Below are 22,745 nucleotides of genomic sequence, written 5' to 3' on the forward strand. Positions count from 1 at the left end.
CTCAATAAAAAAATCCGCTTAATGAGCGGATTTTTTTATTTTTATATCTAAATTAAGATTCTTTCAATGATTTGATATCAATCACAAAACGATATTTCACATCCGATTTCATCATTCGCTCGTAAGCTGTATTAATGTTTTGAATATCGATCATTTCTACATCAGATACAATATTGTGTTCTCCACAAAAATCTAACATTTCTTGTGTTTCCTTGATTCCTCCAATTAAAGATCCTGCCAAATTACGACGTTTCATAATCAATAAACCTCCGTGAACAGCATCTAAAGGCTCAATAGCACCCACCATACACATTGTTTTATCTAATTTTAATAATTGTAAATATGGATTAACATCATGTTTCACAGGGATTGTATTCAATAAAAAATCGAATGAATTTGCATGCGCTTTCATTTGTGTTGCATCTTTCGAAATCAAAACCTCATCAGCTCCAAGTTTCTTTGCATCTTCACCTTTCGACTCAGAAGTTGTAATCATTACAACATGTGCACCCATTGCTTTTGCAAATTTAACACCCATATGTCCTAAACCTCCAAGACCGATTACCCCTACTTTATCGCCCGCTTTTACATTCCAGTGACGCAAAGGAGACCAAGTTGTAATTCCCGCACACAACAATGGCGCAGCAGCTTTTACATCGATATTTTCAGGTACGTGAAGCACAAAATCTTCTTCTACCACAATGTTTTCTGCATAACCACCGTAAGTAATTCCGCCATGTTTCGAGTTTTTAGAATTATACGTTCCTGTAAAACCATTTTCACAATACTGCTCTAAACCTTCGTCGCAAGAATGACAATGTTGACAAGACTCTACCATACAACCTACTCCAACCAAATCTCCAACTTTGAATTTCGTAACTTCAGAACCTACTTCTTTTACTCGACCAATGATTTCGTGCCCAGGAACAACCGGATAATTTGGTTTTCCCCAATCTCCTTTCGCAGTGTGAATATCGCTGTGACAAACCCCACAATACTCGATATCGATAAAAATATCCTTCGCGTGTAAATGTCTACGTTCTATTGTGTGTGGCGCTAATGGATCAGTTTCATTGAACGCTGCATATGTTTTTGTACTCATTTTATATTTATTAAAGGTTATTTAATATTTCTCTTTGTTTATCTATAGAATAATCTGCCTTACAATCTAAATTAAACTCTGAATTATATTTCGTCACATAACTATTTAAATCAGAACATTTCGACAGTATTTCAAATTCTTTATTTTTTGTATCAAAAATAATTCCTTTATAATCATTTGTATTAAAAGTTATAATTCCTTCTTTCACAAGATTGATATAATTTTCTGAATAACCTTCTGGAACATCCTTCGTATCTAAAACAGTCGAAGCAATTGCTCCAGCAATTCCAAACATCATTAAATAGCCATTATTTTGTTGTGATTTTGGCAATTCCATGTACAAATGATGATCTGATCCTGCTTTTACTCTAACATAAGCAAAGTTTGGAATCTCTTTCGCTAACAAGATTTTTTTATCTTTTGCAATCTTTTTTATCTCTTTTACATTAAAATAAACATCTCCATTTCGCACAATTGCAAAATAATCTCGTTGTTGAAATTCAGGAAATTTTCCTTTTGTATCATAAAAATTAACCAAATCTGCCGATTGTTCAAACAAATCCGCATAAAGATTTGGCTTCATTTCAAATGCTTTACTTTCTACATTCTTGGAAACAAAATCGTCTTTTGTCACATAAACTCCATCAGGATAACTAAAAGATTCTTTGCTAAACACACCTTTTATTTCAGGAATATTTTTAGACAAATTTTCAGAATCATAAACCAAATCGAAATCTTTTACTCTAACTACCGCGAAAGTATTTTTTGATAAATCTGTTTTGAATTGTAATCCTTTTCCATCATTAATGTATTTTACATCTCTTATTTCAAAAGAATTATTTGTGCTTTTAGAAGTTATTTTCGCTTTCGATATATATTGCCCAAAAACAAAAGTAGAACATAAGGCAAGTAGAGTAAATAATTTTTTCATTCGATTATATTTTGGATAAAATTAAAAAATCCACCTGAATAATCAGATGGATTTTAGGGTTATTATAATTGTTTATTCTTGCGAAATCATCAGTTTTCTTACATCATCTAAAAAATCATTATCCTTTTCACAAGGAATCCTTTTATTCAATTTATTTTCAAAATATTCATTAAATCTCTTACAGTTTTTTACAGCATAAAATTTTTGTTCATTATTTAATAAAATAAAAGGATACAAAATATATTTTAACCTATAAGGTGCTCCATAATAATTTCCTACAGCCATTTTTGTAATTGCTTCACCTGAAGGAATAGCAGATATTTCGCTGTAAAAATAATCCGAATTTGCAAACTTTACTTTTAAGAAATAGTTTTTTGAATAATCTATCATAAAACCACCTTTCATTTCCTTCGCTTCGTTTTTATTAGATGCTTTTATGCTTAAGTAAAGATTTCCTTTGTAAACAACTGCAAAAGTATTTCTTAAAATATCATCACTTCCAACATATTTAAAAGCCATTAAGTCTTTTGGATTATCATAATATTTTTGACCTTCTTCTCTTCCAACAATCTTTTTTGTTGAGGAAGGATTTTTTTTATAAAAATCATCAATTGTTTCATAAATACCTTCAGGTAAATCATTTTCATAATATTTATCCTTTATTTCGGTATAAGTATTTTGATCCACTTTATTAATAAAATCAATAGAATCAAAAATAATTTCAGAAACATCTTCTTTTATTATTGCTTGATTAGAAGACTTATTCATTTTAAGTTTATATTCATAAACTTTATCTCCATAAAAAACATCTTCAACTTCCATTTTTTTTCCGTCTGATAAAACTAAAGTTGCTTTTTTAATATACTGTCCAAAAGAAAAAGTAGAGCATAAAATAAATAGTGTTAATAATTTTTTCATTCGATTATATTTTGGATAAAATTAAAAAATCCACCTGAATATTCAGATGGATTTTGAGTTTATTGATTGAATTGAATTAATCTTTTATTTCAATTTTTTGATTCCCATGTTCCATAAAGTGAACGCATATTTATCAGCTGTTTCATTGATCACAACTTCTGTCGAACGACCTGCTCCGTGACCAGCTTTTGTTTCAATTCTGATTAAAACTGGATTATCACATGCTTGTTTCGCTTGTAAATTAGCCGCAAACTTGTACGAATGCGCAGGAACTACACGATCATCATGATCTCCTGTTGTGACTAATGTAGCAGGATAACATGTTCCTTCTTTTACATTGTGAACTGGTGAATATCCTTTCAAATACTCGAACATTTCTTTACTATCATCAGCTGTTCCATAATCATAACCCCAACCTGCACCAGCAGTAAACGTATGATAACGTAACATATCTAAAACACCAACCGCAGGCAATGCTACTTTTGCTATTTTTGGATTAATTGTTTCTGTTGCTCCAACTAATAAACCTCCATTAGATCCTCCTGATAATGCAGTAAAATCTGGTGAAGTGTAATTGTTTTTCTGTAAATATTCTGCAGCAGCAATGAAATCATTAAAAACATTCAATTTATTGAATTGACGACCTCCATCGTGCCATTTTTTACCATATTCTCCACCTCCACGTAAGTTTGGAACAGCGTAAACTCCACCATTTTCAATCCAAGCTGCAGTTGCTGGACTAAATCCTGGTGTTAAACTAATGTTGAATCCTCCATATCCGTAAACGATTGTAGGATTTTTACCATTTTTCTTCAATCCTTTTTTATACGTAATAATCATCGGAACTTTTGTTCCATCTTTTGACGTATAAAAAACTTGTTCAGAAATATAATCATCTGAATTAAATTTCACATTTGGTTTAATGTAAACATCCGAAGAACCCGTTTCTACATTGTATTTGTAACTTGTTGAAGGTGTGATATAATTTGAAAATCCGAAATAGATTTCTTTCTCTGATTTTTTTCCTCCAAATCCTGATGCAGAACCAACTCCAGGCAATGTAATTTGACGGACTTTTGATCCATCATATTTGTATTGCTCCACAACCGAAATTGCATCTTTTAAGTATTTAGCAAATAAATAACCTCCTCCTGTAGAAACAGATAATACATTTTCAGTTTCTGGAATAACTGTTTTCCATGCAGCTTCGCTCAAATCAGAAATAGTTGCTTTAACTACTTTATTGTTTGGAGCTTTGTTATTTGTAAAAATGTAGAAAGTCTCTCCATCATTATCAATCACAGAAGTATTTGTGTCAAAATTATTCACAATCGTTTTGATTGGACTATTTACTTGAGACAAATCTTGATAATACAACTCATTTCCAGTTGTTGTGTTAGCTGCAGATATAATTAAGAAACGTTCATCATCTGTCAAATAAGCACCAACATAGCGACGAGGTGTTTCTGCTCCCCCAAAAATCAATTGATCTTTTTTCTGAGCCGTTCCTAATTTGTGGTAATATAATTTGTGTTGATCTGTTTTTTCTGATAATTCAGATCCTTTTGGTTTATCATAAGAAGAATAATAGAAACCGTCGTTTCCTTTCCAAGCTGTTCCAGAGAATTTAACATCAATCAATGTTTCTCCAACTTGTGTTTTGTCTTTTGCGTTCAGAACAATTACTTTTCTCCAATCTGATCCACCTTCTGAAATAGAATAGGCAACTAGACTTCCATCTTTAGAAAAGCTAACATCAGCCAAAGAAACAGAACCATCTTTAGAGAATTTATTCGGATCTAAGAAAATTTCTTCTGTTCCGTTTTCACCTACTTTACGGTACAAAACAGAGTGTTGTTGTAAACCATCATTTTTGTAGTAATATGTATAATCTCCTTCTTTAAAAGGCGTTGAAATTTTCTCGTAATTCCAGATATCCGTCAACGATTTTTTCAATTGTGTACGTAACGGAATTTCATTCAAATAAGCATAAGTTGCTTTATTTTGTTCGATCACCCATTTCTTAGTATCCTCAGACAAATCGTCTTCCAACCAACGATATGGATCTTGTACATTCTCTCCAAAATACGTATCAACATGATCAATTTTTTTTGTATCTGGATACTTTTTCTTATAACTCTGTGCATTCACTCCTACCATAAGGGCAACATTAAATAAAATAAAAGCAGTTTTTTTCATTTCTTCTTAGTATAGCTGTTTTGGTAAAGATAATAAAATCAAAAAGATAAATTGGTATTGAAAAAAATGATTTATTTTTGCGCAAAATCCTCTCAGATTTTAATTGAAATGAATATTTAAAACTTCGCGGCAACTTAACGTTAAATTCATTTTGATTTAAAAATTTATCAAGTATTTTTAATTTGAAAAACCAAAAAAAATGACTGTAGAAAAGTCTTTAACAGCCAAAATTGGGTCTATTTTTTCGTTGATTAAACAATCTTTTTCAAGCGAAAACTTAGATTTAACCGCGTTACCAATCAAAAAATCAGTATTTCTATTAGCAATTCCGATGATGTTCGAAATGGTGATGGAATCTGTCTTTGCATTGGTCGATTTATATTTTGTAGGACATTTAAAAGAAAGCGCTTTCGCCATACAAACCGTTGGTCTTACAGAATCTTTATTAACAATTGTTTATTCAATTTCAATCGGAATAAGTATGGCTGCAACTGCCATTATTGCACGAAGAATTGGTGAAAAGAAACCCGAAAAAGCTTCGGAAAGTGCTTCGCAAGCAATTTTATTATCGATTATCATTACAATTCTGTTGAGTATTTTCGGGTTTATATTCGCCAAAGATTTATTGATTTGGATGGGCTCAACCGAACAAGCCGCAGAATATGGGAAGAATTTCACTAAAATAATGATGGCAAGTTGTTTATCAATTGTATTATTATTCTTGATTAATGGAATTTTTCGTGGAGCTGGAAATGCAGCAATTGCGATGAAAAGTTTATGGTTAGCCAACGGAATCAATATTATTCTATGTCCAATTCTTGTTCGCGGATGGTTCTTTTTTCCTGAAATGGGGTTAGAAGGAGCAGCCTTAGCTACTGCGATTGGTAGAAGTGGTGGTGTGGTTTATCAATTGTATTGTTTAACGAAAAAAGATTCATTAATTCAAATTAAATGGAGCTATTTCCTTCCAAAATCTAAACTCATTATCAATATTGTAAAAATTGCAGTTCCTGCTATTGTACAATACATTATTGCAAGTTGTAGTTGGATTATTCTCGCTCGAATTGTTGCTCAATCTGGTGGAGAAATTGCCTCATCTGGTTATCAAACTGCTTTACGTTTGATGATGTTTTTTATGTTACCTGCATGGGGATTAAGCAATGCTGCGGCAACTTTAGTTGGTCAAAACTTAGGAAATAAAAATCCCGAAAAAGCAGAAAAATCAGTCCTTATGACCATGAAATTTAACATCATTTACATGTTGATTGTAAGTGTTATTTTCTATGGATTAAGCAATTATTTAGTCTCAATTTTTACAACAGAAGAACATATCAAAATCGTTGCAAAAGAGGGAATGTACATTCTTGCAACTGGTTTTTTATTATACGGAATTGGAATGGTAATGATGAATGCTTTTAACGGCGCTGGAGATACGATGACGCCAACGATTATTAATTTTGTTGGATTTTGGTTATTCCAAATTCCATTAGCGTATGTATTAACGTATCATTTCAACCTAAAAGAAGAAGGCGTTTTTATAGCAATTCCTGTTTCGGAAACGTTTATTGCAATTTTAGCATTTATTCTCTTTAAACGAGGGAAATGGAAGCAGAAAATAGTATAAAAAAATCGCTCAAATGAGCGATTTTTTTATATTTTATCCTTTAAAAGTATAATATCTTGCACCTTTCAAATCTGGAATTTCAGTTTCAATGCGATCTAAAGCAAATCCTTTTGAAGCATTGATTGATGTTTTCAGATTTTTATTGTGTAGATTTTGGTATTGTTCAAAAGAAATCGCTTCTCTTTGATTCAAATAATTGAACAAATCCATTTTATTCATCACATTTTTCCAACCTTCGCCAATTTGTCCTTGAAAAACTTTTGATTTAGATCCAGAACCATACGCAATAAATCCAACAGTTTTTCCATTCAACTCTTCATCATTATCAGCACTCACTTGTAAAGCCGATAAAAATGCCGTGAAAACAGAAGCTGTGTACATATTTCCGATCTCAGAAGAAGCACGTTGAGTTGGTTCTACTTTTTCTTTGATTAACGCTTTATATTCATCCGATTTTGAAACAATTTTCAAATTATCATTCGAATTATCTTGATTATTTTCTAACGCAAAAACATCCGAAAACATTCTTTTTCCTTGAAATGCATAAGGCAAGTGAAAAGCAATATATCGCCAATTTTCGTACAATTTACCTTCTACTTTAGCCTCATCTTTAAAGTTAAAATAAGCTTCTCTTACTCTATTTTTATAACATTCGTTAGAATATTGACCTTCGAAAATTGGTTCATCAGAAAAGATTTCGATTTCAGATTTTGTAGTTCCTAAAGCATTCAAAATTGTTGCATCAGAAGTTGATTGATGAGGCTTAAAGAAATCAAAAACAGATTCCATTCCAATTCCCCAATTATTATCAAACGCAATCAAATCTGGTTGATTTGAAATTAACATCGCTACTGCACCAGCACCTTGCGTATATTCTCCCGTCGATTCTAAGCCATATTTTGCATAATCTGCTGCAATTACAATCGCCTTTTTAGCTGGATTTACACGAACATAATCGATAGAATTGTGCATCGCATCTACTCCACCCACGCACGCAAACGTCATATCCACAACATCTGTGTGTTTGAAAGGACGTTCTCCAAATTTATTTGCCAAAACAGATTCCACTAACTGAACTGCGTAAGTTGCCGTTGGTTTTGCGCCATCCAAAGCACTTTCTGTTCCTAAATAAATTCGTCCGATTTCGTTTGGATTAACATTAAAATCAGTAATCAATTTCAACAAAGCATTCGCAGCAATCGTTGCTGTATCTTCGTGAACATCTAAAACTGACATTTTCTTTAAACCCAAACCAATTTCAAGTTTATCAGGATCAATATTGCGCTGAATTGCTAAATCTTTTATTGGTAAATATATATGCGGAACGTAGATAGAAGCCGCCTCTATTCCATACTTCATTTTCGTTATTTTTTAAGCGAACTTCAAAGTTAAGAGTATTTTAATTTTTAGTAAGCATGAAATAAATCCTGAATTTTAAGAAATCAATAATCATTATAAAAAAACAAAAAAATAGAGGTTTAATTAGAATATTTCTTAATTTTAAGTCTATAATTTTAAATATTTTTTTTCAAAATGGCTCGTACTTTTTACAAATCAATCAAAAATTCTGTCAAATATTGGTGGATTTTATTAATCATTGGATTATTATTCGTTGGACTTGGAATTTATACATTCGCATTTCCAACAGCATCGTATGTTGCACTTTCAGTATTTTTTGCTGTATCTTTTTTATTCTCTGGAATTTCGGAAATTGTTTTTTCGATCTCAAATAAAGATGAAATTGACAGTTGGGGCTGGACATTAACTTATGGAATTATCACAGCAATTGTTGGATTTATGTTAGTTGTTAATCCTATTTTAAGCTTAGAAGTTTTTGCTTATTATGTTGGGTTCTTAGTGTTATTCCGATCAATTTCTGGAATTAGTTATGCTTTCGACCTAAAAAATTATGGTGTAAGAGATTGGGGCGTTTCATTATTTTTGGCAATTGTAGGATTAGTTATTTCGCTTATTTTATTATCAAAACCACAATTAGCAGGTTTAACAGCTGTTGCATGGCTAGGATTAGCGGTTATTTCTACCGGATTATTTGCGATTTTTATTTCATTACAATTGAAGAAAATTAAAGATATCCCGAATAATATTTCAGACGATTTGAGAAGTCGATATGAAGAAATTAGAAAAGAAATCGAAGATTTTAAAAATCAATAAAAAACAAAAACCTCCACTTTAATTGAAGTGGAGGTTTTTGTTTTACAATATCGGTGCTAATAATCTACAAATCGATGCAAACGCGCGGTTATACCAAGGTCTATTTTCCCATTTTTCAATAGTTAATAATTCTGAATCCTCTTTATCTATATCAAATTGAACACTCATTTGTTGTAATAACGTCGCATTTTCAATCACCGAAGTAATCTCGAAATTAATCATAAAACTACGATAATCTAAATTCACTGTTCCAATAAAAGCCAATTTATCATCAACCGTTATTGTTTTGGCGTGAATAAATCCTTTTTCGTATAAATAAACTTTTACACCCCGCTTCATCAAAGGTTTTAGGAATGATAATGACGCTTGTTGCACTACAATAGAATCGCCTTTTTTAGGTATAATCAACTCCACTTCTACTCCGCTCGAAACGGCAATCATCATCGCTGTCTTAAATTCGTCACTTGGTATAAAATATGGCGTGCACAATTGCACTTTCTTTTTCGCCAAAGTAATTGCCAAAACCATCGCTTCCATAGCCGAATGTAAATCACTTCCTGGTGAAGAGAGTCCAAAACTAACTGTTGATAAATCGTTATTTTCTTGAGATGAATAAAAATATTTTGGATCAGAAATATTATACTTTTTGCCTTCCGTCATCATCCAATTTAGATAAAAATGCAATTGCAAACTATTGATAGAATCTCCTTCAATCATCACAGAAGTATCACGCCAATAAACCTTATTATTTGGGCTTATTACACTATTTTGATTGATGTATTTATCACTAATGTTAATTCCGCCTACAAATGCTTTTTTGCCATCAACAATCAAAATTTTGCGGTGATTACGGTAATTAGAATTCGCCAAAGAAGAAAATCGAACAGGTAAAAATGTTTGAAATTCCACACCTGTTCCATCAAATCTTGATTGATGTTTATTCAGTTTTGGTGAACCAAAATCATCCGCAGTTACACGAACTTCTACACCATTTTTAGCTTTTTCAATCAGAATATCAATGATTTCATTTCCGATATGATCTTCATCAAAAATATAATATTCGAGATGAATATGATCTTTCGCTTCACGTAAAGCTTCCAAAAAAAGAGGGAATTTTTCTTCTCCATTTGTCAACAACTTTACTTTATTATTTGTTGCAGGATAAGCAACTCTTGCATTGTTTAAATAACGATAAACCTGTGACAACGAACCTATTCTTATATTTACTTTATCTAAATCATCTTGAACAAATTGATCCATTTCAGCCCATTTTTCATTGATGATTTTTTGATGATTCTTATCTATTCGTTTAAAAAATTCATCTTTTTTAAATTTCTGTCCAAAGAAAAAATATAGGATTATTCCAATAAACGGTAGAAAAACAATCACTAATATCCATGCAATTGTTTTGGTTGGGTTTCGATTTTCGATCAAAATAGTAACAATCACCATTATATAAAGGATTGTAAGCGGAACCCAATACCATTCTTTGATAAAATTCCAGATGTGCAAAAGTGTGATTGACCATTCCATTTGTTACCGATTCGTAATTTTTTTATAAAAATAAATGAATAAAAATCAACTGCTTAAAAAATTAACAAAAAATATTTAAAAATAATTTTGGAAATGATAAATAAACCTTCTTATATTTGCAATCCAAAATGACGGTGCCTTAGCTCAGTTGGTAGAGCAAAGGACTGAAAATCCTTGTGTCCCTGGTTCGATTCCTGGAGGCACCACCACATTTATAAAACCTCGAGCATGTGTTTGAGGTTTTTTTTTTGAATAAACATAACAATTTATTCATCAAGTATTTTAGAGTTGTATCTAAATATTCCGTAAATTGCGTAAAACATGGAAATAGGAAATAGACCTTGGGGTTCTTACTACGTATTAGAAGACACCGATATATATAAATTGAAGAGAATAGAAGTGAATGTTGGCGGGCGTTTGTCTTATCAATATCACAATCATCGTGCAGAAGTATGGACAATTATTCAAGGAACTGCAATGGTGACACTTGACGATAAAGAATATGAATACAAGGCGGGAGAAGTCGTTATTATTCCATTAAAAGCAAAACATCGTATTCAGAACATAGGTAATGAGACTCTAATTTTTATCGAAGTTCAACATGGTACGTATTTTGGTGAGGAAGACATCATTCGCATTGAAGATGATTACAACCGATCATCTGAAGATTAATAAAAACTAATTATAAAAGACTAAACTGATTGACTATGAAAATCGGAATTACATTTAGTGCTTTTGATTTGCTTCATGCGGGACATATCAAAATGCTAGAAGACGCAAAACAACATTGCGATTATTTGATTGTAGGTTTACAAACAGATCCAACATTAGATCGACCAGAAAAAAACAAACCGACACAAACTGTTGTAGAGCGTTACATTCAGCTCAAAGGTTGCAAATTCGTCGATGAAATTGTGCCTTATGCAACAGAACAGGATTTAGAAGATGTTTTGAGATCTTTCAAAATTGATGTGCGTATTTTAGGGATTGAATACCAAGACAAAAACTTTACAGGACGTAAATATTGTGAAGAAAAAGGAATCGAATTGTATTACAATTCAAGAGACCACCGTTTCTCAAGTTCCGGACTTAGAAAAGTGGTTGCTGAAAAAGAACTTCTTAAAGTTGTAAAATAAAAATTGAGTAAGGTTAGAGTTTGTCTAACCTTTTTTATTTACAATACTTTATCAATCAAAAAATTAATGTAAAAAATAAATCGAAAAATTATACCTTTGCAGAATGTCAAATATAGTTGCAATTGTAGGAAGACCAAACGTTGGTAAATCTACGTTCTTCAACAGAATGATCCAAAAAAGACAAGCTATCGTTGATGACACTTCTGGTGTTACACGTGACCGTCACTATGGAAAATCTGATTGGAATGGAAAAGAGTTTACCGTAATCGATACCGGAGGGTATGTCGTTGGTTCAGATGATACCTTTGAAGAAGAGATCCGCAAGCAAGTTGAATTGGCTATCGATGAAGCAAATGTAATTTTGTTCATGGTAGACAATCAAGTTGGTTTAACGGATATGGATAAGGAAGTTGGCAACCTTTTAAGACGCACTAAGAAGCCTACATTCTTAGTTGTGAATAAGGTCGATACCAACAAAAATTTAGACGATTCTTATGAGTTTTATAACTTAGGATTCGAAAAAATGTACACAATCGCTGCAATGAGCGGAAGTGGAACAGGTGAATTATTAGATGATGTGGTAGATTGTTTTACAGAAGAAGAACACATTGATCCATTCGAAGGTTTACCTAAAATTACAATCGTAGGTCGTCCAAATGCTGGAAAATCTACATTAATCAATGCATTATTAGGTGAAGAACGTAATATTGTAACCGATATCGCAGGAACAACACGTGATTCTATCGAAACGTTGTACAATAAATTTGGACACGAATTTGTTTTGGTAGACACTGCCGGAATGCGTAAAAAAGGAAAAGTTAGCGAAGATTTAGAATTCTATTCTGTCATGCGTTCGGTTCGTGCAATCGAAGAATGTGACGTTTGTGTCTTGGTAATTGATGCGGAACGTGGAATTGAAGCACAGGATTTGAACATTCTTTATTTAGCAGAACGTAACCGAAAAGGTGTTGTCATCTTAATCAACAAATGGGATTTATTGGAAAAAGAAACCAATACAATGAAAGAATACAAAGATGCTATTCTAAAACGTATTGCGCCTTTTACAGACGTTCCTGTGTTGTTTATCTCGGCTCTTACAAAACAACGTGTCTTGAAAGCTGTGGATACATTTATCGAAGTTTACGAGAACCGCAGTCGTCGTATCAAAACAAGTAAATTAAACGAAACCTTGTTACCGATTATCGAGATTACACCTCCACCTGCAGTAAAAGGAAAATACATCAAAATCAAATATGTAACGCAGTTACCTACAAAAACGCCTCAATTTGCGTTTTTCTGTAACTTGCCACAATATATTAGAGATCCTTACAAACGATTTATCGAAAATCAATTGAGAAAGGAGTTCAATTTTGAAGGAGTTCCAGTTGAAGTTTACTTCAGAAAGAAATAATAAAAATCCAAAAAGTCCATTTACAATTTGTAGATGGACTTTTTTATTGATAACAATAGAATTTAACATTCATAAAAAAAGCTCAACGATTGACGCTGAGCATTTTTGTGACCGAGACAGGATTCAAACCTGTAACCTCTTGAGCCGTAATCAAGTGCGCTATTCAGTTGCGCCACTCGGCCGTTTGAAATAATTGAAAGTATTTTCCCTTATTTTCGAATGCAAATATACAGCACTTTTATCGTAAAAACCTAAGCTTTTCGAGAAAAATTTTTAACAATAATTTAATTTACAACGTATCAATTGCTTACAAAAATATTTTTTTATGATTTTGACAGAATTCTTAACTTGCTTCCTCTAAATTCAATCCAAATGATAAAAAAATTTATTCTAACCTCATTCGTTCTTCTTGCCATTAGTAGTTGTAAACAGTCGAAAGAAGCTGTTAAAACCGAACAAGAAAATACAACTTTTCAGTTTGCAAAAAATATTTCTATCGAAGAAAACAACCAAACAATCACGATAAAATCTTCTGGAAATACAATTTCATTTGATAAAAAAGACTTGCCTATCAAAACTGTGATGGTTGAAACTTCATCTGCCGTTACGTTTTTAGATCAATTAGGAAGTCTTGACTTAATCAAAGGAGTTTGCGATGCAGATTTTATTTACAATCCTAAAATAGCAGAAGGAATTGCGAATAAATCAATCTTAAAAGTTGGAAATTCAAACGAACTATTCACAGAAATTATCTTAAAAAATAAACCACAATTGATTATCGCAAGTTCTAATCCTGTTTTAGCAAAATTTCATCAACAATTAGAACAAAATGGAATAAAAGTATTGTATTTAGATGAATACAAAGAGCAAAACCCATTGGGACAAGTTGAGTATTTGAAGGTTTTCGGAAAATTATTCGGAAAAGATACAGAAGCTGAAAAACGCGTAGAAACGGTTAAAAATAATTATGATTCGATCAAAAATATCATTCAAACCAAAGCGCAAGGTAATGTTTCTACAATTGTTAATACAATGTATGGCGACATTTGGTACGTTCCGACAAATGATTTGTTGCAAGCAAAATTGATTGATGATGCGAAAGGAAATTATATTTTCAAGAATAAAACAGGTGAAAATAGTTTGAGCTTAACATTTGAAGAAGTTTATACAGCTGGAAAATCTGCAAATTATTGGATCAATGTAACAAACGTAAATACGTTGGCAGAAATGAAAGCTTCTTATCCAAACTATGCGTGGTTTGATGCATTTAAGAAAGGAAATGTGTACGCTTACAACAAACGTATGAATGCAAAAGGTTCGAATGATTATTTTGAACAAGGAATTCTTCGTCCTGATATTATTTTGAATGATTTAGGAAAAATTTTCTATCCAAATTTATTCCCAACGTATGATTTATACTTTTATCAACAATTGAAATAAATGATTGAAATTATTCAAAAATTCGAAGATTTTGTTCTAAAATCTTCGAATTTATCCATTTCAACTCTTGAAAAAGATGCAGAATGTGACGAATATATAGGTTATAATTTCAATGTTAAAGAATTTTCTATAAAATTTAGAAAAGCGAAAATTACGCCTAAAAAAGTTGGTCAATTTGTAACGTTATGGAAACGAAATACAGCTAAACAAACCGAACCTTTTGACGAAAATGATGGTTTTGATTATTACATTATTGCTGCAGAAGATGATTCTAAACTAGGTTTTTATATTTTTCCGACATCAATTTTAATTGAAAAGAATATTTTGACCTCAATTAAAAAAGAAGGAAAAAGAGGTTTTAGAGTTTATCCGAATTGGGTAAAACCTGAAAATAAACAAGCGGAGAAAACTCAAAATTGGCAACAAGATTATTTCGTAGAAGTCAACAATCAACAAATTGATAAGAAAAATGTTAAATCAATACTTAAATAATAATTGAGATGTCTCAACAAGCTTGACATGACAATTTCTAAATGCTTTTTTATGAAAATTAAACACATCATATAATTAGATATTCCTTATATTTTATGTCACTTTTTACTTGACTAAAAAGTAACCAAAAAGTCAAGGCTGTAAATCTATTAGACTAAAAATACTTTCATTTCACTAAAGATTTTAAAAACCCTACAGGCTAAAATCTTTTTAACGTTACATTCAATTATTTTCTTAACGTCATAGATTTAAGGCCATTTTTAATAGGACGATTACATTAATTATTACTTTGTAAATAAATAGAGTGATGTCTCGGCATGACAATTTCTAAATGCTTTTTTATGAAAATTAAAACTAAAGGATATAATCTCTAATATATTATTTAAAACATTATTCCAATAAAAAAATCCTGCTCAATTGAACAGGATTTTTTGTTTATAATATTTTCTATCTTAGAATAACTCCGATTGAAATTGCTCTAAGAAACGTTTATCATTTTCTGTGTACAAACGGATATCCCCAATTTGATACAACAACAACGCAATACGCTCAATTCCCATACCGAATGCATAACCGGAATATTTCTCAGGATCGATATCTACATTGCGCAAAACGTTAGGATCTACCATTCCACATCCCATAATTTCTAACCAACCTGTACCCTTTGTCATACGATAATCGGTTTCAGTTTCTAATCCCCAATATACGTCAACCTCCGCAGAAGGCTCTGTAAATGGGAAATATGAAGGACGTAAACGAATTTCAGATTTACCAAATAACTCAGTTGTAAAATAACTTAAAGTTTGTTTCAAATCTGCAAACGAAACACCTTCGTCGATGTATAAACCTTCGATTTGGTGGAACATCATATGCGAACGAGACGAAATCGCTTCGTTACGGTAAACACGACCTGGCGCTAAGAAACGCATGGGCGGTTGATTTTTCTCCATATGACGAATCTGCGTAGACGACGTATGCGTACGCAACACAATATCTGGATTAGTTTCGATGAAAAATGTATCTTGCATGTCTCTCGCAGGGTGATGCGCAGGCAAATTTAACGCTGTAAAATTGTGCCAATCATCTTCGATTTCTGGACCTTCAGAAACGCTGAATCCAATGCGATTAAAAATCTCGATAATACGATTTTTTGTAATGTTAATTGGATGACGAGAACCCAATGTAAAAGGCTCTCCAGGACGCGTTAAATCTAAAGAAGAATCAGTTTTTCCTTCGTTTGAGATTTCATTTTTAAGAACAGTTGATTTTTCTGTTGCCAATGTTTTTAATTCATTCACAACTTGACCAAATTCCTTTTTTTGTTCATTCGGAACAGATTTGAACTGTGTAAACAAGTCCGTTAAAATTCCTTTTTTTCCTAAAAATTTAATTCTGAATTCTTCAATTTCAGCAGCATTTGTTGAATGGAAGTTTTTTACTTCTTCAATATATTGTTTGATTTGGTCAATCATAATTTCTGATCAATTTGATTACAAATTTAACCGATAATCAACTTATAACAAATTATTCGAGTACTTTTATCTTTATTCCACTAAAACTCTGTAAAAATGGTTCAACCAATTTTAGAAATTAATCTTGAAAAAATCAGTTATGATTTAGATAAAGTTATTTTGAAAGCGATCGATCTCAAAATAGATTCAAATGGTTTGTATGGCGTTTTTGGGAGAAATGGACAAGGAAAAAGTACTTTTCTAAAAACCTTGTGCGGTTTGAAATCCTATGAAGGAACAATTAGATTAAACAATGAAATTCTACAACCTTCTGATGTTGCATTTTTAGCAACAGAACCGATGATTTATGAATATTTGACAGCAGAAGAATTTTATAAATTTTATCAAAAAGTATCAGGTAGAAAGAATTCAAATTCAACTCGAATCTTTGATATTGACGAAAAAGTTTTACTTAAAACAATGTCGACAGGAACACTGAAAAAGGCATATGTCAATACTATTTTACAATTTGATGATTATAAAATTTATATTTTCGATGAACCTTTTAATGGTTTAGATATCGAAAGTAATTATGTTTTACTCCATAAAATTAGAGAATTAGCAAAGGAAAATATTGTGTTTGTTTCTTCGCATATTATCGAAATTGTTTCGCCTTATTTGACTAAAACTTTTTATGTAAATGAGCAACAAATCACGGAAGTTGAGAATGAAAATATTATGAACTTGTTTATGCAATCAATCGATCATGGATAAAATTCTATATACGCTAAAAATCATTTATATCAACCGTTTTCGCCAATTAACCTACAACGATTCGTCTAAATTTTGGATACCTTTTATCCTTTATTTTGTCATTATTTTCAAAATATTGAATGGTAGTTTTCCGAGTTTCCCTGCTTTCGATTATAAAGAATATCTTGTTCTATTTTTTAGTTTTATGGCAAGTCAGCAAGTGAATATCAGAAAAGATTTCGGACTTTTAAAAGGTTTATTCACCCCCCGAAAAACCTATCTCATTTATCTTATAGACCTCATCCTTGTTAATGTTTTCAACATTATTGTGGCTATTCATTTTGGTTGGATGATTAGTTTAGCGGTTATTTTTGCTTTCATTCTATTTTTCACTTTTTATAATGGAAAAATTGGTAAACCAATGGTGAAAAATAGACTTCGAATTTTAGATGTTTTGACGATTGTTCAACTTAGACGATTCAAAATTAATTATCTCATTTTTATTGGCGCCTATTACATTTCGTATCAAGGATTGATTGAAAATAACCTGAATTTGTTTCTCGTTTCTATTGTAGGAATTCTTTTTCTTCTTCTCGGAAATATTCAAAAAACAGAGAAATTAGCTTACTTTATAAGTTCAAAATTATCCAACAAACAATATATACTAAAGAATGAAATTGATTTTAGCCTAAATAGTTTGCTCTTTATTTTACCTTGTTTGATAATGGCTTTATTTCTAAATCCAACCTATTTTGGTTACGGAATAAGTTGTTTAGGAGCAATTATTATTACTTTTCCAATCAAATATATTTTTATCAATCATCAATTTCCAATTGGTTTACTTTCGATGCTTATTGTCTGTTTTTTTCTAACGATTATTTTAAATGAAAAAGTAGATTGGTTGCTTTATCTCAGTATTTTTCCGATAAGTTTTATTCTACATCTCATTGCTTTCCGGAAATTCACGAAGGAAAGGATTACTGGGGATTCTGGGTTTTATTTGTAGATAATTACATTATTTTTTAACGAGAGAGATTTAACTTTGTTTATCGTCTAAGTCTTCGATACAACGTTTTGCAAACGCCACTCTGACTGACGATAAGATGAAGATAAATGCTTTAATAAACAAAAAATCCTCCTAAGAAAACTTAAGAGGATTTGATTGATATTATATTTTGAAAATTATTTTCCAAATACTTCTTTTACTTTAGCTGTAATTCGTTCGCGTTCTGCATCTGTTAAATTAGAACCAGAAGGAAGACATAATCCATTTTCGAATAATTCTTCTGCTACCGTTCCTCCATAATAAGGTGCATCTGCAAAGACAGGTTGCATGTGCATAGGTTTCCATAACGGACGAGATTCGATATCATCTTCCAAGAAAGCTAAACGTAAATCTTCGCGCGTTTTCCCTGCTACTTTTGGATCAATTAAAATCGCTGATAACCAATGGTTAGAGAAATAATCAGAACTTGGTTCTACAAAAACAGTTACGCCATCAATATCCGCAAACAACTCTTGGTAGAATTTATTCATTGCACGACGAGCTGCTACTCTATCCGCTAAAACTTCCATTTGTCCACGACCGATACCTGCTGTAATATTACTCATACGGTAATTGTACCCAATATGCGAATGTTGATAATGTGGTGCATTATCACGAGCCTGAGTTGCTAAAAATACCGCTTTATCTTTATCTTCTTGTGTATGGGAAACCAACGCTCCACCACCAGAAGTTGTAATAATTTTATTTCCGTTGAATGATAAAACACCGAAACGTCCAAAAGTTCCTGCAGATTTATTTTTGAAAGTAGAACCCAATGCTTCTGCAGCATCTTCGATCACAGGAATGTTGTATTTATCTGCAACAGCATGTACTTCGTCAACTTTATAAGGCATTCCGTACAAATGAACGGCTAAAATCGCTTTTGGTGTTTTTCCTTTTGCTATACGATCTTTAATCGCCTCTTCTAATGCTATTGGACAAAGATTCCATGTATCTTTTTCAGAATCTACAAATACAGGTGTTGCGCCTTGGTAAGCGATTGGATTTGCAGTTGCTGAGAATGTCATTGATTGGCAAAGAACCTCATCTCCGTAGCCAACTCCACATTCAATCAAAGCTAAATGAATTGCAGCTGTACCAGCAGATAATGCTGCAACTTTTACATTTGCATTTAAGAATTTTTCTAAATCTGCTTCAAAACCATTAACATTTGGTCCTAAAGGAGCCACCCAGTTTGCATCGAATGCTTCGTGAATGTATTTTAATTCATTTCCTCCCATATGAGGAGATGATAACCATATCTTTTCAGCCATTTTCTATAGTTGTTTTTGTTGTACAAATTTAGAATAAAACTATTGTTTTCGCTTCATTAGTTAATCATAAAACTTCATAATTGTAGAATAAAAAAACTCGAGCATCAATTTTAAATTCTAATTTGTACATAATACTTTTTACATTTTACTATTCTAACTGAACCGAATAACCCTTACATACATTCTACTGCCTTCATCCTGCCTTCATCCTGCCTTCATCTTGGGAGTATCTAGCAAGTTTCAATAAAATCTAAAAAAATCCCCCCGTTTGTATATGTTTTTCACATTTAGTGAGTGTTAACAATCACCTCACCCTATGGGTGTACAAATCACCCTCCGAAATTATGGTTTAAGCTGTTATAAGCTCAATACCTGCTTTATCAGCTTTGTATTTTATTTTATGTATGAGCTCATAATAGCTCCAGTTTCTTAGGACAAACCTTTCTTTTTTGGCTATTTCTATTTTTTCTTCTTGATCTACAATAACTATCGTTCCTGCTTTTTTTTCAACACAAAAATCAATTAACATTCTACTGTAGACATGTAGGCGATGATGAACATACTTACTCTCGGTATTTTTTAATTTTTTTGCTATTTTTAATTTTCTTTCTTTTCCTTTCCCTCCTTTGCAATAAGGTACTCCTTCTAATATTCTTTTACGAGAAGCTTGTATCGCCAATCTTCTATACAAAAATTCTTCTTTGGTACCAATCGTAAGTCGATATTTATCTATTTTTACAACCAACGGATATTCCAACGACAAAGAAACTTCTGCAATAATTTCGGGTTGTAATTGATTTTTTTCTTTTTCAATTTCTGCAGCGAATTCCCAAAATATTTTATTTTTTTCTAATTTAATTTGCGATCTACAAATTTTAATTTGGTTACTTACAAATTGCTCCAATACCTTATGATTATCAATATAATCTTTACCAAGATATGTTTTAAAAGGAATTTTATAAAATTTAAAATAAAACTCTTTTTGATCTGAATCATACGAAAATTTACTTATCCTTGTTAAGTTAAAAGGAATTGCTATATCCCGTTTAAATGTTTTTAAGGAAATTTCTCCTCTCCAATATTTGACACAATCCTTCTTAAAGGATAAGTATAACGTATTCATCAAACTAGACAATATGTACATCGGAACTTCGTCCTTAAAACGTTTTGAGAGCACACGATAAATGGTAGTCGACCGTGAACATTCTAGTATTCCATCTTCATCTTTATTTTCGTCTACTAATTTATATTTGATTCCTTCAGAGAAATAAAAAAAATCTTTCACCATTTCTTGCACATACAAATGAGAAACAATCAAATTAGCTGCTATAAAACATCTATTTTGCCATTTGTATAGGGTACTCCAAACTTCCTTTCGTTCTTCTTGGGTTGGTAAATCAACGATTAACTGTATTTTACGTATTAAAAAAATTGTAGAATTTTCCATATTTAGTTATTTAGGGGTTTAAGCTTTTTTGTTGATACAATTGATAAGCGACTACAAACTCATTGTGCACTTCTTTCTGAGAAAGTTCTAATGTCTTGGCAATGGTTGTAAACGATTGGTTCTTCTCGAATCGAAGCTTTAAAATCAACGATTGTTTTTCTGTCATTTGATTTTTTTTCTTTGTCTCAGATACTGTTTTGTTTTTATTTGCTAACTTTTCTTGGTGACTTAGAATGTTCTGGAGATCCGCTATAGCTCGTTTAATTTCATTCGTTGTTTCAGTTATTCCTCTTCCCATTGCATTGGCAATTGCTTTGTATCTGAATCCATAATTCAAGCAGAGCTCAATCAAATATTTTCTTTCAGTGCTTAATAAAGGCAATACCTTTATAATTTCTTCATAATATTGCTGTTGTCTATCATGATCGATTAGGTTTTGAATGTTATCTGCGGGGTCATATCCAGTCAAATAACTATCATAATTCTCGTAACTCTCTAATGAATACACTGACCTAAAAAATTTATTCTTCGGTTTATAGTAATGCGAATAACAACTGTATTTCAGTACAAGTTTCAAAAAGAAAAGGATATGTTTAGGTCTTTCTATCTTCTCACGATATTCCCATAATTTCAGAAACGCATCTTGTACCAAACATTCTACTACAAATTCATCCGTAATTATTTGTTTACCAATCCAAAAAAGTAGTCTTTTATATCTTACATAAATATGTTCTAAGGCTTTGGGATCGCCTTTTTTCAGTAATTCATATTCTTTTTCTAGCATAATATAGGTGGTTTATTTATGTTTTACGTGATACGTATTACGTTATACGCTCAACGTCTTTTTTCTTATTAATATTCAAATTCATTTTTAAAAACAGATTTTGTCATTCTGGGCTTGTATCAGAATCTCTTCTTTTCATTTTTGTCTTGACACAAAAACGAAACAAAAAAGTCAAGGCCGTAAACCTCTCTACTAAAAATGTTCTCATTTCACTAAAGATTTTACAAACCCTACGGGCTAAAACCTTTTTAACGCTCCATTCATCCATTTTCTTAACGTGAGAGTTTTAATGCCATTTTCTTCATCCTTTAAATCGTTGTCTTAGTTCGTCACAGAACCTTATCCTTAATCTCAACCTCAAATACATAAGACATCTTACAATTATAAAATCTCAATTCTCATATCTGACATCTAATCTGTACTTTTTACTTAATACATAGTACTTTTTACAAATTAAACACCGATATACGAACACCGAACAAACCATACGGAACGCATATACAATGGATATAGAATGGATATAGAATGGATACAGCGCGGATACACAACCGATACAGAAAAGTGTCATTTTCGATATACAACGATACAGGGTTTTAACTCTTTTTAACACTTAATTTATCTAACCACAATGTTTTTTATCAAGTTTTACCTTGTACACTTAACGTTTTAAGTGGTTTTCTAATTAAAATTCTAATTCGATTTTGACAACAAATTTTGTCATTATGAAACCAGGCATAAACCCACAAATTCCCCTTGGACAGTTTTAAAAATTACATTAATAAATGAAATAAAAATTAACACTACTTTTATGAAGATCATTCACTCTCTTACAAGTTGTCTTCGGGGAATTAAATGTGAGTCTTTATCGCTTAATAATTTTGTTCACTATTTCTCCTTCCTACTAGTAGTATATCCACCACTAAGGTCAGAATTTCATTTACCATGTCAGTCATGGTTTTTATTTGTGCATATAAAGGTATAGCACAAAATAATCTCAGTAGTTCAGCATACAATTGCCTACTGAATTTGAAGT

The 22,745-nt window shown here is 31.6% G+C and carries 19 protein-coding genes and 2 tRNA genes; 10 read left to right on the forward strand and 11 right to left on the reverse strand.

Going from position 1 to position 22,745, the window contains the following annotated elements:
• Positions 1-52: 52 nt before the first annotated feature.
• The 4 genes from B4H69_RS09235 to B4H69_RS09250 all read right to left on the reverse strand — a co-directional run bounded on the left by B4H69_RS09235 (position 53) and on the right by B4H69_RS09250 (position 5,150).
• Positions 53-1,102, reverse strand: coding sequence for an NAD(P)-dependent alcohol dehydrogenase (locus B4H69_RS09235; protein WP_180905616.1), 1,050 nt, complete (start codon positions 1,100-1,102; stop codon positions 53-55).
• Between the two features lie 10 nt (positions 1,103-1,112).
• Positions 1,113-2,033: a hypothetical protein gene (locus B4H69_RS09240; RefSeq protein ID WP_180905615.1), complete on the reverse strand. Its 921-nt coding sequence runs from the start codon at positions 2,031-2,033 to the stop codon at positions 1,113-1,115.
• Between the two features lie 72 nt (positions 2,034-2,105).
• Positions 2,106-2,951, reverse strand: a complete 846-nt coding sequence (locus tag B4H69_RS09245) for a hypothetical protein (RefSeq protein ID WP_180905614.1) — start codon at positions 2,949-2,951, stop codon at positions 2,106-2,108.
• 84 nt (positions 2,952-3,035) lie between these two features.
• Positions 3,036-5,150, reverse strand: a complete 2,115-nt coding sequence (locus B4H69_RS09250; protein WP_291093634.1) for a prolyl oligopeptidase family serine peptidase — start codon at positions 5,148-5,150, stop codon at positions 3,036-3,038.
• 199 nt (positions 5,151-5,349) lie between these two features.
• Here B4H69_RS09250 and B4H69_RS09255 point away from each other — a divergent pair, with 199 nt between their 5' ends.
• Positions 5,350-6,774: an MATE family efflux transporter gene (locus B4H69_RS09255; protein ID WP_180905612.1), complete on the forward strand. Its 1,425-nt coding sequence runs from the start codon at positions 5,350-5,352 to the stop codon at positions 6,772-6,774.
• Positions 6,775-6,807: 33 nt separating this feature from the next.
• Here the strand turns inward: B4H69_RS09255 and B4H69_RS09260 are convergent, their stop codons facing one another.
• The gene (locus B4H69_RS09260) at positions 6,808-8,133 is read right to left on the reverse strand and encodes a hydroxymethylglutaryl-CoA synthase family protein (RefSeq protein WP_280045881.1); all 1,326 of its coding nucleotides are present in this window, start codon (positions 8,131-8,133) and stop codon (positions 6,808-6,810) included.
• A 174-nt stretch (positions 8,134-8,307) separates the two neighbouring features.
• Between B4H69_RS09260 and B4H69_RS09265 the strand changes: the two genes are divergently transcribed.
• Positions 8,308-8,946, forward strand: a complete 639-nt coding sequence (locus B4H69_RS09265; protein WP_180905610.1) for an HdeD family acid-resistance protein — start codon at positions 8,308-8,310, stop codon at positions 8,944-8,946.
• Between the two features lie 42 nt (positions 8,947-8,988).
• On the opposite strand, the gene cls is transcribed toward B4H69_RS09265, so the two are convergent.
• The gene (gene cls / locus B4H69_RS09270; RefSeq protein ID WP_291093636.1) at positions 8,989-10,479 is read right to left on the reverse strand and encodes a cardiolipin synthase; all 1,491 of its coding nucleotides are present in this window, start codon (positions 10,477-10,479) and stop codon (positions 8,989-8,991) included.
• A 133-nt stretch (positions 10,480-10,612) separates the two neighbouring features.
• Here cls and B4H69_RS09275 point away from each other — a divergent pair.
• From B4H69_RS09275 to der, 4 genes are all read left to right on the forward strand, one after another.
• Positions 10,613-10,688 (forward strand) — tRNA-Phe (locus B4H69_RS09275).
• Positions 10,689-10,800: 112 nt separating this feature from the next.
• The gene (locus B4H69_RS09280; RefSeq protein ID WP_291093638.1) at positions 10,801-11,151 is read left to right on the forward strand and encodes a phosphomannose isomerase type II C-terminal cupin domain; all 351 of its coding nucleotides are present in this window, start codon (positions 10,801-10,803) and stop codon (positions 11,149-11,151) included.
• A gap of 35 nt (positions 11,152-11,186) precedes the next feature.
• Entirely contained in the window at positions 11,187-11,615 is a 429-nt protein-coding gene (locus B4H69_RS09285; protein ID WP_038336508.1) for an adenylyltransferase/cytidyltransferase family protein, read from the forward strand.
• A 103-nt stretch (positions 11,616-11,718) separates the two neighbouring features.
• Positions 11,719-13,026, forward strand: coding sequence for a ribosome biogenesis GTPase Der (gene der, locus B4H69_RS09290; protein WP_180905606.1), 1,308 nt, complete (start codon positions 11,719-11,721; stop codon positions 13,024-13,026).
• Positions 13,027-13,134: 108 nt separating this feature from the next.
• Here the strand turns inward: der and B4H69_RS09295 are convergent.
• Positions 13,135-13,208: transfer RNA gene (locus B4H69_RS09295), tRNA-Arg, on the reverse strand.
• Positions 13,209-13,398: 190 nt separating this feature from the next.
• Here B4H69_RS09295 and B4H69_RS09300 point away from each other — a divergent pair.
• Together B4H69_RS09300 and B4H69_RS09305 are read left to right on the forward strand one after the other, a co-directional pair.
• Positions 13,399-14,466, forward strand: a complete 1,068-nt coding sequence (locus B4H69_RS09300) for an ABC transporter substrate-binding protein (RefSeq protein ID WP_291093641.1) — start codon at positions 13,399-13,401, stop codon at positions 14,464-14,466.
• Positions 14,467-14,958: a MepB family protein gene (locus B4H69_RS09305; RefSeq protein WP_291093644.1), complete on the forward strand. Its 492-nt coding sequence runs from the start codon at positions 14,467-14,469 to the stop codon at positions 14,956-14,958. It begins immediately after the preceding gene.
• Between the two features lie 452 nt (positions 14,959-15,410).
• Here the strand turns inward: B4H69_RS09305 and pheS are convergent, their stop codons facing one another.
• Positions 15,411-16,430 (reverse strand): phenylalanine--tRNA ligase subunit alpha, encoded by a 1,020-nt coding sequence (gene pheS / locus B4H69_RS09310; RefSeq protein ID WP_219034641.1) that lies wholly within the window; start codon positions 16,428-16,430, stop codon positions 15,411-15,413.
• 96 nt (positions 16,431-16,526) lie between these two features.
• On the opposite strand from pheS, the gene B4H69_RS09315 reads away from it, so the two are divergent.
• Together B4H69_RS09315 and B4H69_RS09320 are read left to right on the forward strand one after the other, a co-directional pair.
• Positions 16,527-17,183: an ATP-binding cassette domain-containing protein gene (locus tag B4H69_RS09315; RefSeq protein WP_180905602.1), complete on the forward strand. Its 657-nt coding sequence runs from the start codon at positions 16,527-16,529 to the stop codon at positions 17,181-17,183.
• Complete coding sequence (locus B4H69_RS09320) at positions 17,176-18,168, forward strand: hypothetical protein (RefSeq protein ID WP_180905601.1); 993 nt, start codon at positions 17,176-17,178, stop codon at positions 18,166-18,168. Before B4H69_RS09315 ends, B4H69_RS09320 begins: the two co-directional genes overlap by 8 nt.
• Positions 18,169-18,344: 176 nt before the next feature.
• Here the strand turns inward: B4H69_RS09320 and B4H69_RS09325 are convergent, their stop codons facing one another.
• The 3 genes from B4H69_RS09325 to B4H69_RS09335 all read right to left on the reverse strand — a co-directional run bounded on the left by B4H69_RS09325 (position 18,345) and on the right by B4H69_RS09335 (position 21,712).
• The gene (locus tag B4H69_RS09325; protein WP_291093647.1) at positions 18,345-19,481 is read right to left on the reverse strand and encodes a DegT/DnrJ/EryC1/StrS family aminotransferase; all 1,137 of its coding nucleotides are present in this window, start codon (positions 19,479-19,481) and stop codon (positions 18,345-18,347) included.
• Positions 19,482-19,830: 349 nt separating this feature from the next.
• Positions 19,831-20,928 carry a hypothetical protein gene (locus tag B4H69_RS09330; protein ID WP_291093650.1) on the reverse strand — a complete coding sequence of 366 codons (1,098 nt, stop codon included), beginning with the start codon at positions 20,926-20,928 and terminating at the stop codon, positions 19,831-19,833.
• A 10-nt stretch (positions 20,929-20,938) separates the two neighbouring features.
• Complete coding sequence (locus tag B4H69_RS09335; RefSeq protein WP_280045890.1) at positions 20,939-21,712, reverse strand: RNA polymerase sigma factor; 774 nt, start codon at positions 21,710-21,712, stop codon at positions 20,939-20,941.
• Between the last annotated feature and the right edge of the window lie 1,033 nt (positions 21,713-22,745).

Source organism: Empedobacter sp. UBA6745, from assembly GCF_002453775.1.
Lineage (GTDB): Bacteria > Bacteroidota > Bacteroidia > Flavobacteriales > Weeksellaceae > Empedobacter > Empedobacter falsenii_C.

Excerpts from the sequence above, each read along its gene's own strand:
- B4H69_RS09235 (WP_180905616.1), bottom strand. The coding sequence starts at position 1,102 with ATGAGTACAAAAACATATGCAGCGTTCAATGAAACTGATCCATTAGCG.
- B4H69_RS09240 (WP_180905615.1), bottom strand. The coding sequence starts at position 2,033 with ATGAAAAAATTATTTACTCTACTTGCCTTATGTTCTACTTTTGTTTTT.
- B4H69_RS09245 (WP_180905614.1), bottom strand. The coding sequence starts at position 2,951 with ATGAAAAAATTATTAACACTATTTATTTTATGCTCTACTTTTTCTTTT.
- B4H69_RS09250 (WP_291093634.1), bottom strand. The coding sequence starts at position 5,150 with ATGAAAAAAACTGCTTTTATTTTATTTAATGTTGCCCTTATGGTAGGA.
- B4H69_RS09255 (WP_180905612.1), top strand. The coding sequence starts at position 5,350 with ATGACTGTAGAAAAGTCTTTAACAGCCAAAATTGGGTCTATTTTTTCG.
- B4H69_RS09260 (WP_280045881.1), bottom strand. The coding sequence starts at position 8,133 with ATGAAGTATGGAATAGAGGCGGCTTCTATCTACGTTCCGCATATATAT.
- B4H69_RS09265 (WP_180905610.1), top strand. The coding sequence starts at position 8,308 with ATGGCTCGTACTTTTTACAAATCAATCAAAAATTCTGTCAAATATTGG.
- cls (WP_291093636.1), bottom strand. The coding sequence starts at position 10,479 with ATGGAATGGTCAATCACACTTTTGCACATCTGGAATTTTATCAAAGAA.
- B4H69_RS09280 (WP_291093638.1), top strand. The coding sequence starts at position 10,801 with ATGGAAATAGGAAATAGACCTTGGGGTTCTTACTACGTATTAGAAGAC.
- B4H69_RS09285 (WP_038336508.1), top strand. The coding sequence starts at position 11,187 with ATGAAAATCGGAATTACATTTAGTGCTTTTGATTTGCTTCATGCGGGA.
- der (WP_180905606.1), top strand. The coding sequence starts at position 11,719 with ATGTCAAATATAGTTGCAATTGTAGGAAGACCAAACGTTGGTAAATCT.
- B4H69_RS09300 (WP_291093641.1), top strand. The coding sequence starts at position 13,399 with ATGATAAAAAAATTTATTCTAACCTCATTCGTTCTTCTTGCCATTAGT.
- B4H69_RS09305 (WP_291093644.1), top strand. The coding sequence starts at position 14,467 with ATGATTGAAATTATTCAAAAATTCGAAGATTTTGTTCTAAAATCTTCG.
- pheS (WP_219034641.1), bottom strand. The coding sequence starts at position 16,430 with ATGATTGACCAAATCAAACAATATATTGAAGAAGTAAAAAACTTCCAT.
- B4H69_RS09315 (WP_180905602.1), top strand. The coding sequence starts at position 16,527 with ATGGTTCAACCAATTTTAGAAATTAATCTTGAAAAAATCAGTTATGAT.
- B4H69_RS09320 (WP_180905601.1), top strand. The coding sequence starts at position 17,176 with ATGGATAAAATTCTATATACGCTAAAAATCATTTATATCAACCGTTTT.
- B4H69_RS09325 (WP_291093647.1), bottom strand. The coding sequence starts at position 19,481 with ATGGCTGAAAAGATATGGTTATCATCTCCTCATATGGGAGGAAATGAA.
- B4H69_RS09330 (WP_291093650.1), bottom strand. The coding sequence starts at position 20,928 with ATGGAAAATTCTACAATTTTTTTAATACGTAAAATACAGTTAATCGTT.
- B4H69_RS09335 (WP_280045890.1), bottom strand. The coding sequence starts at position 21,712 with ATGCTAGAAAAAGAATATGAATTACTGAAAAAAGGCGATCCCAAAGCC.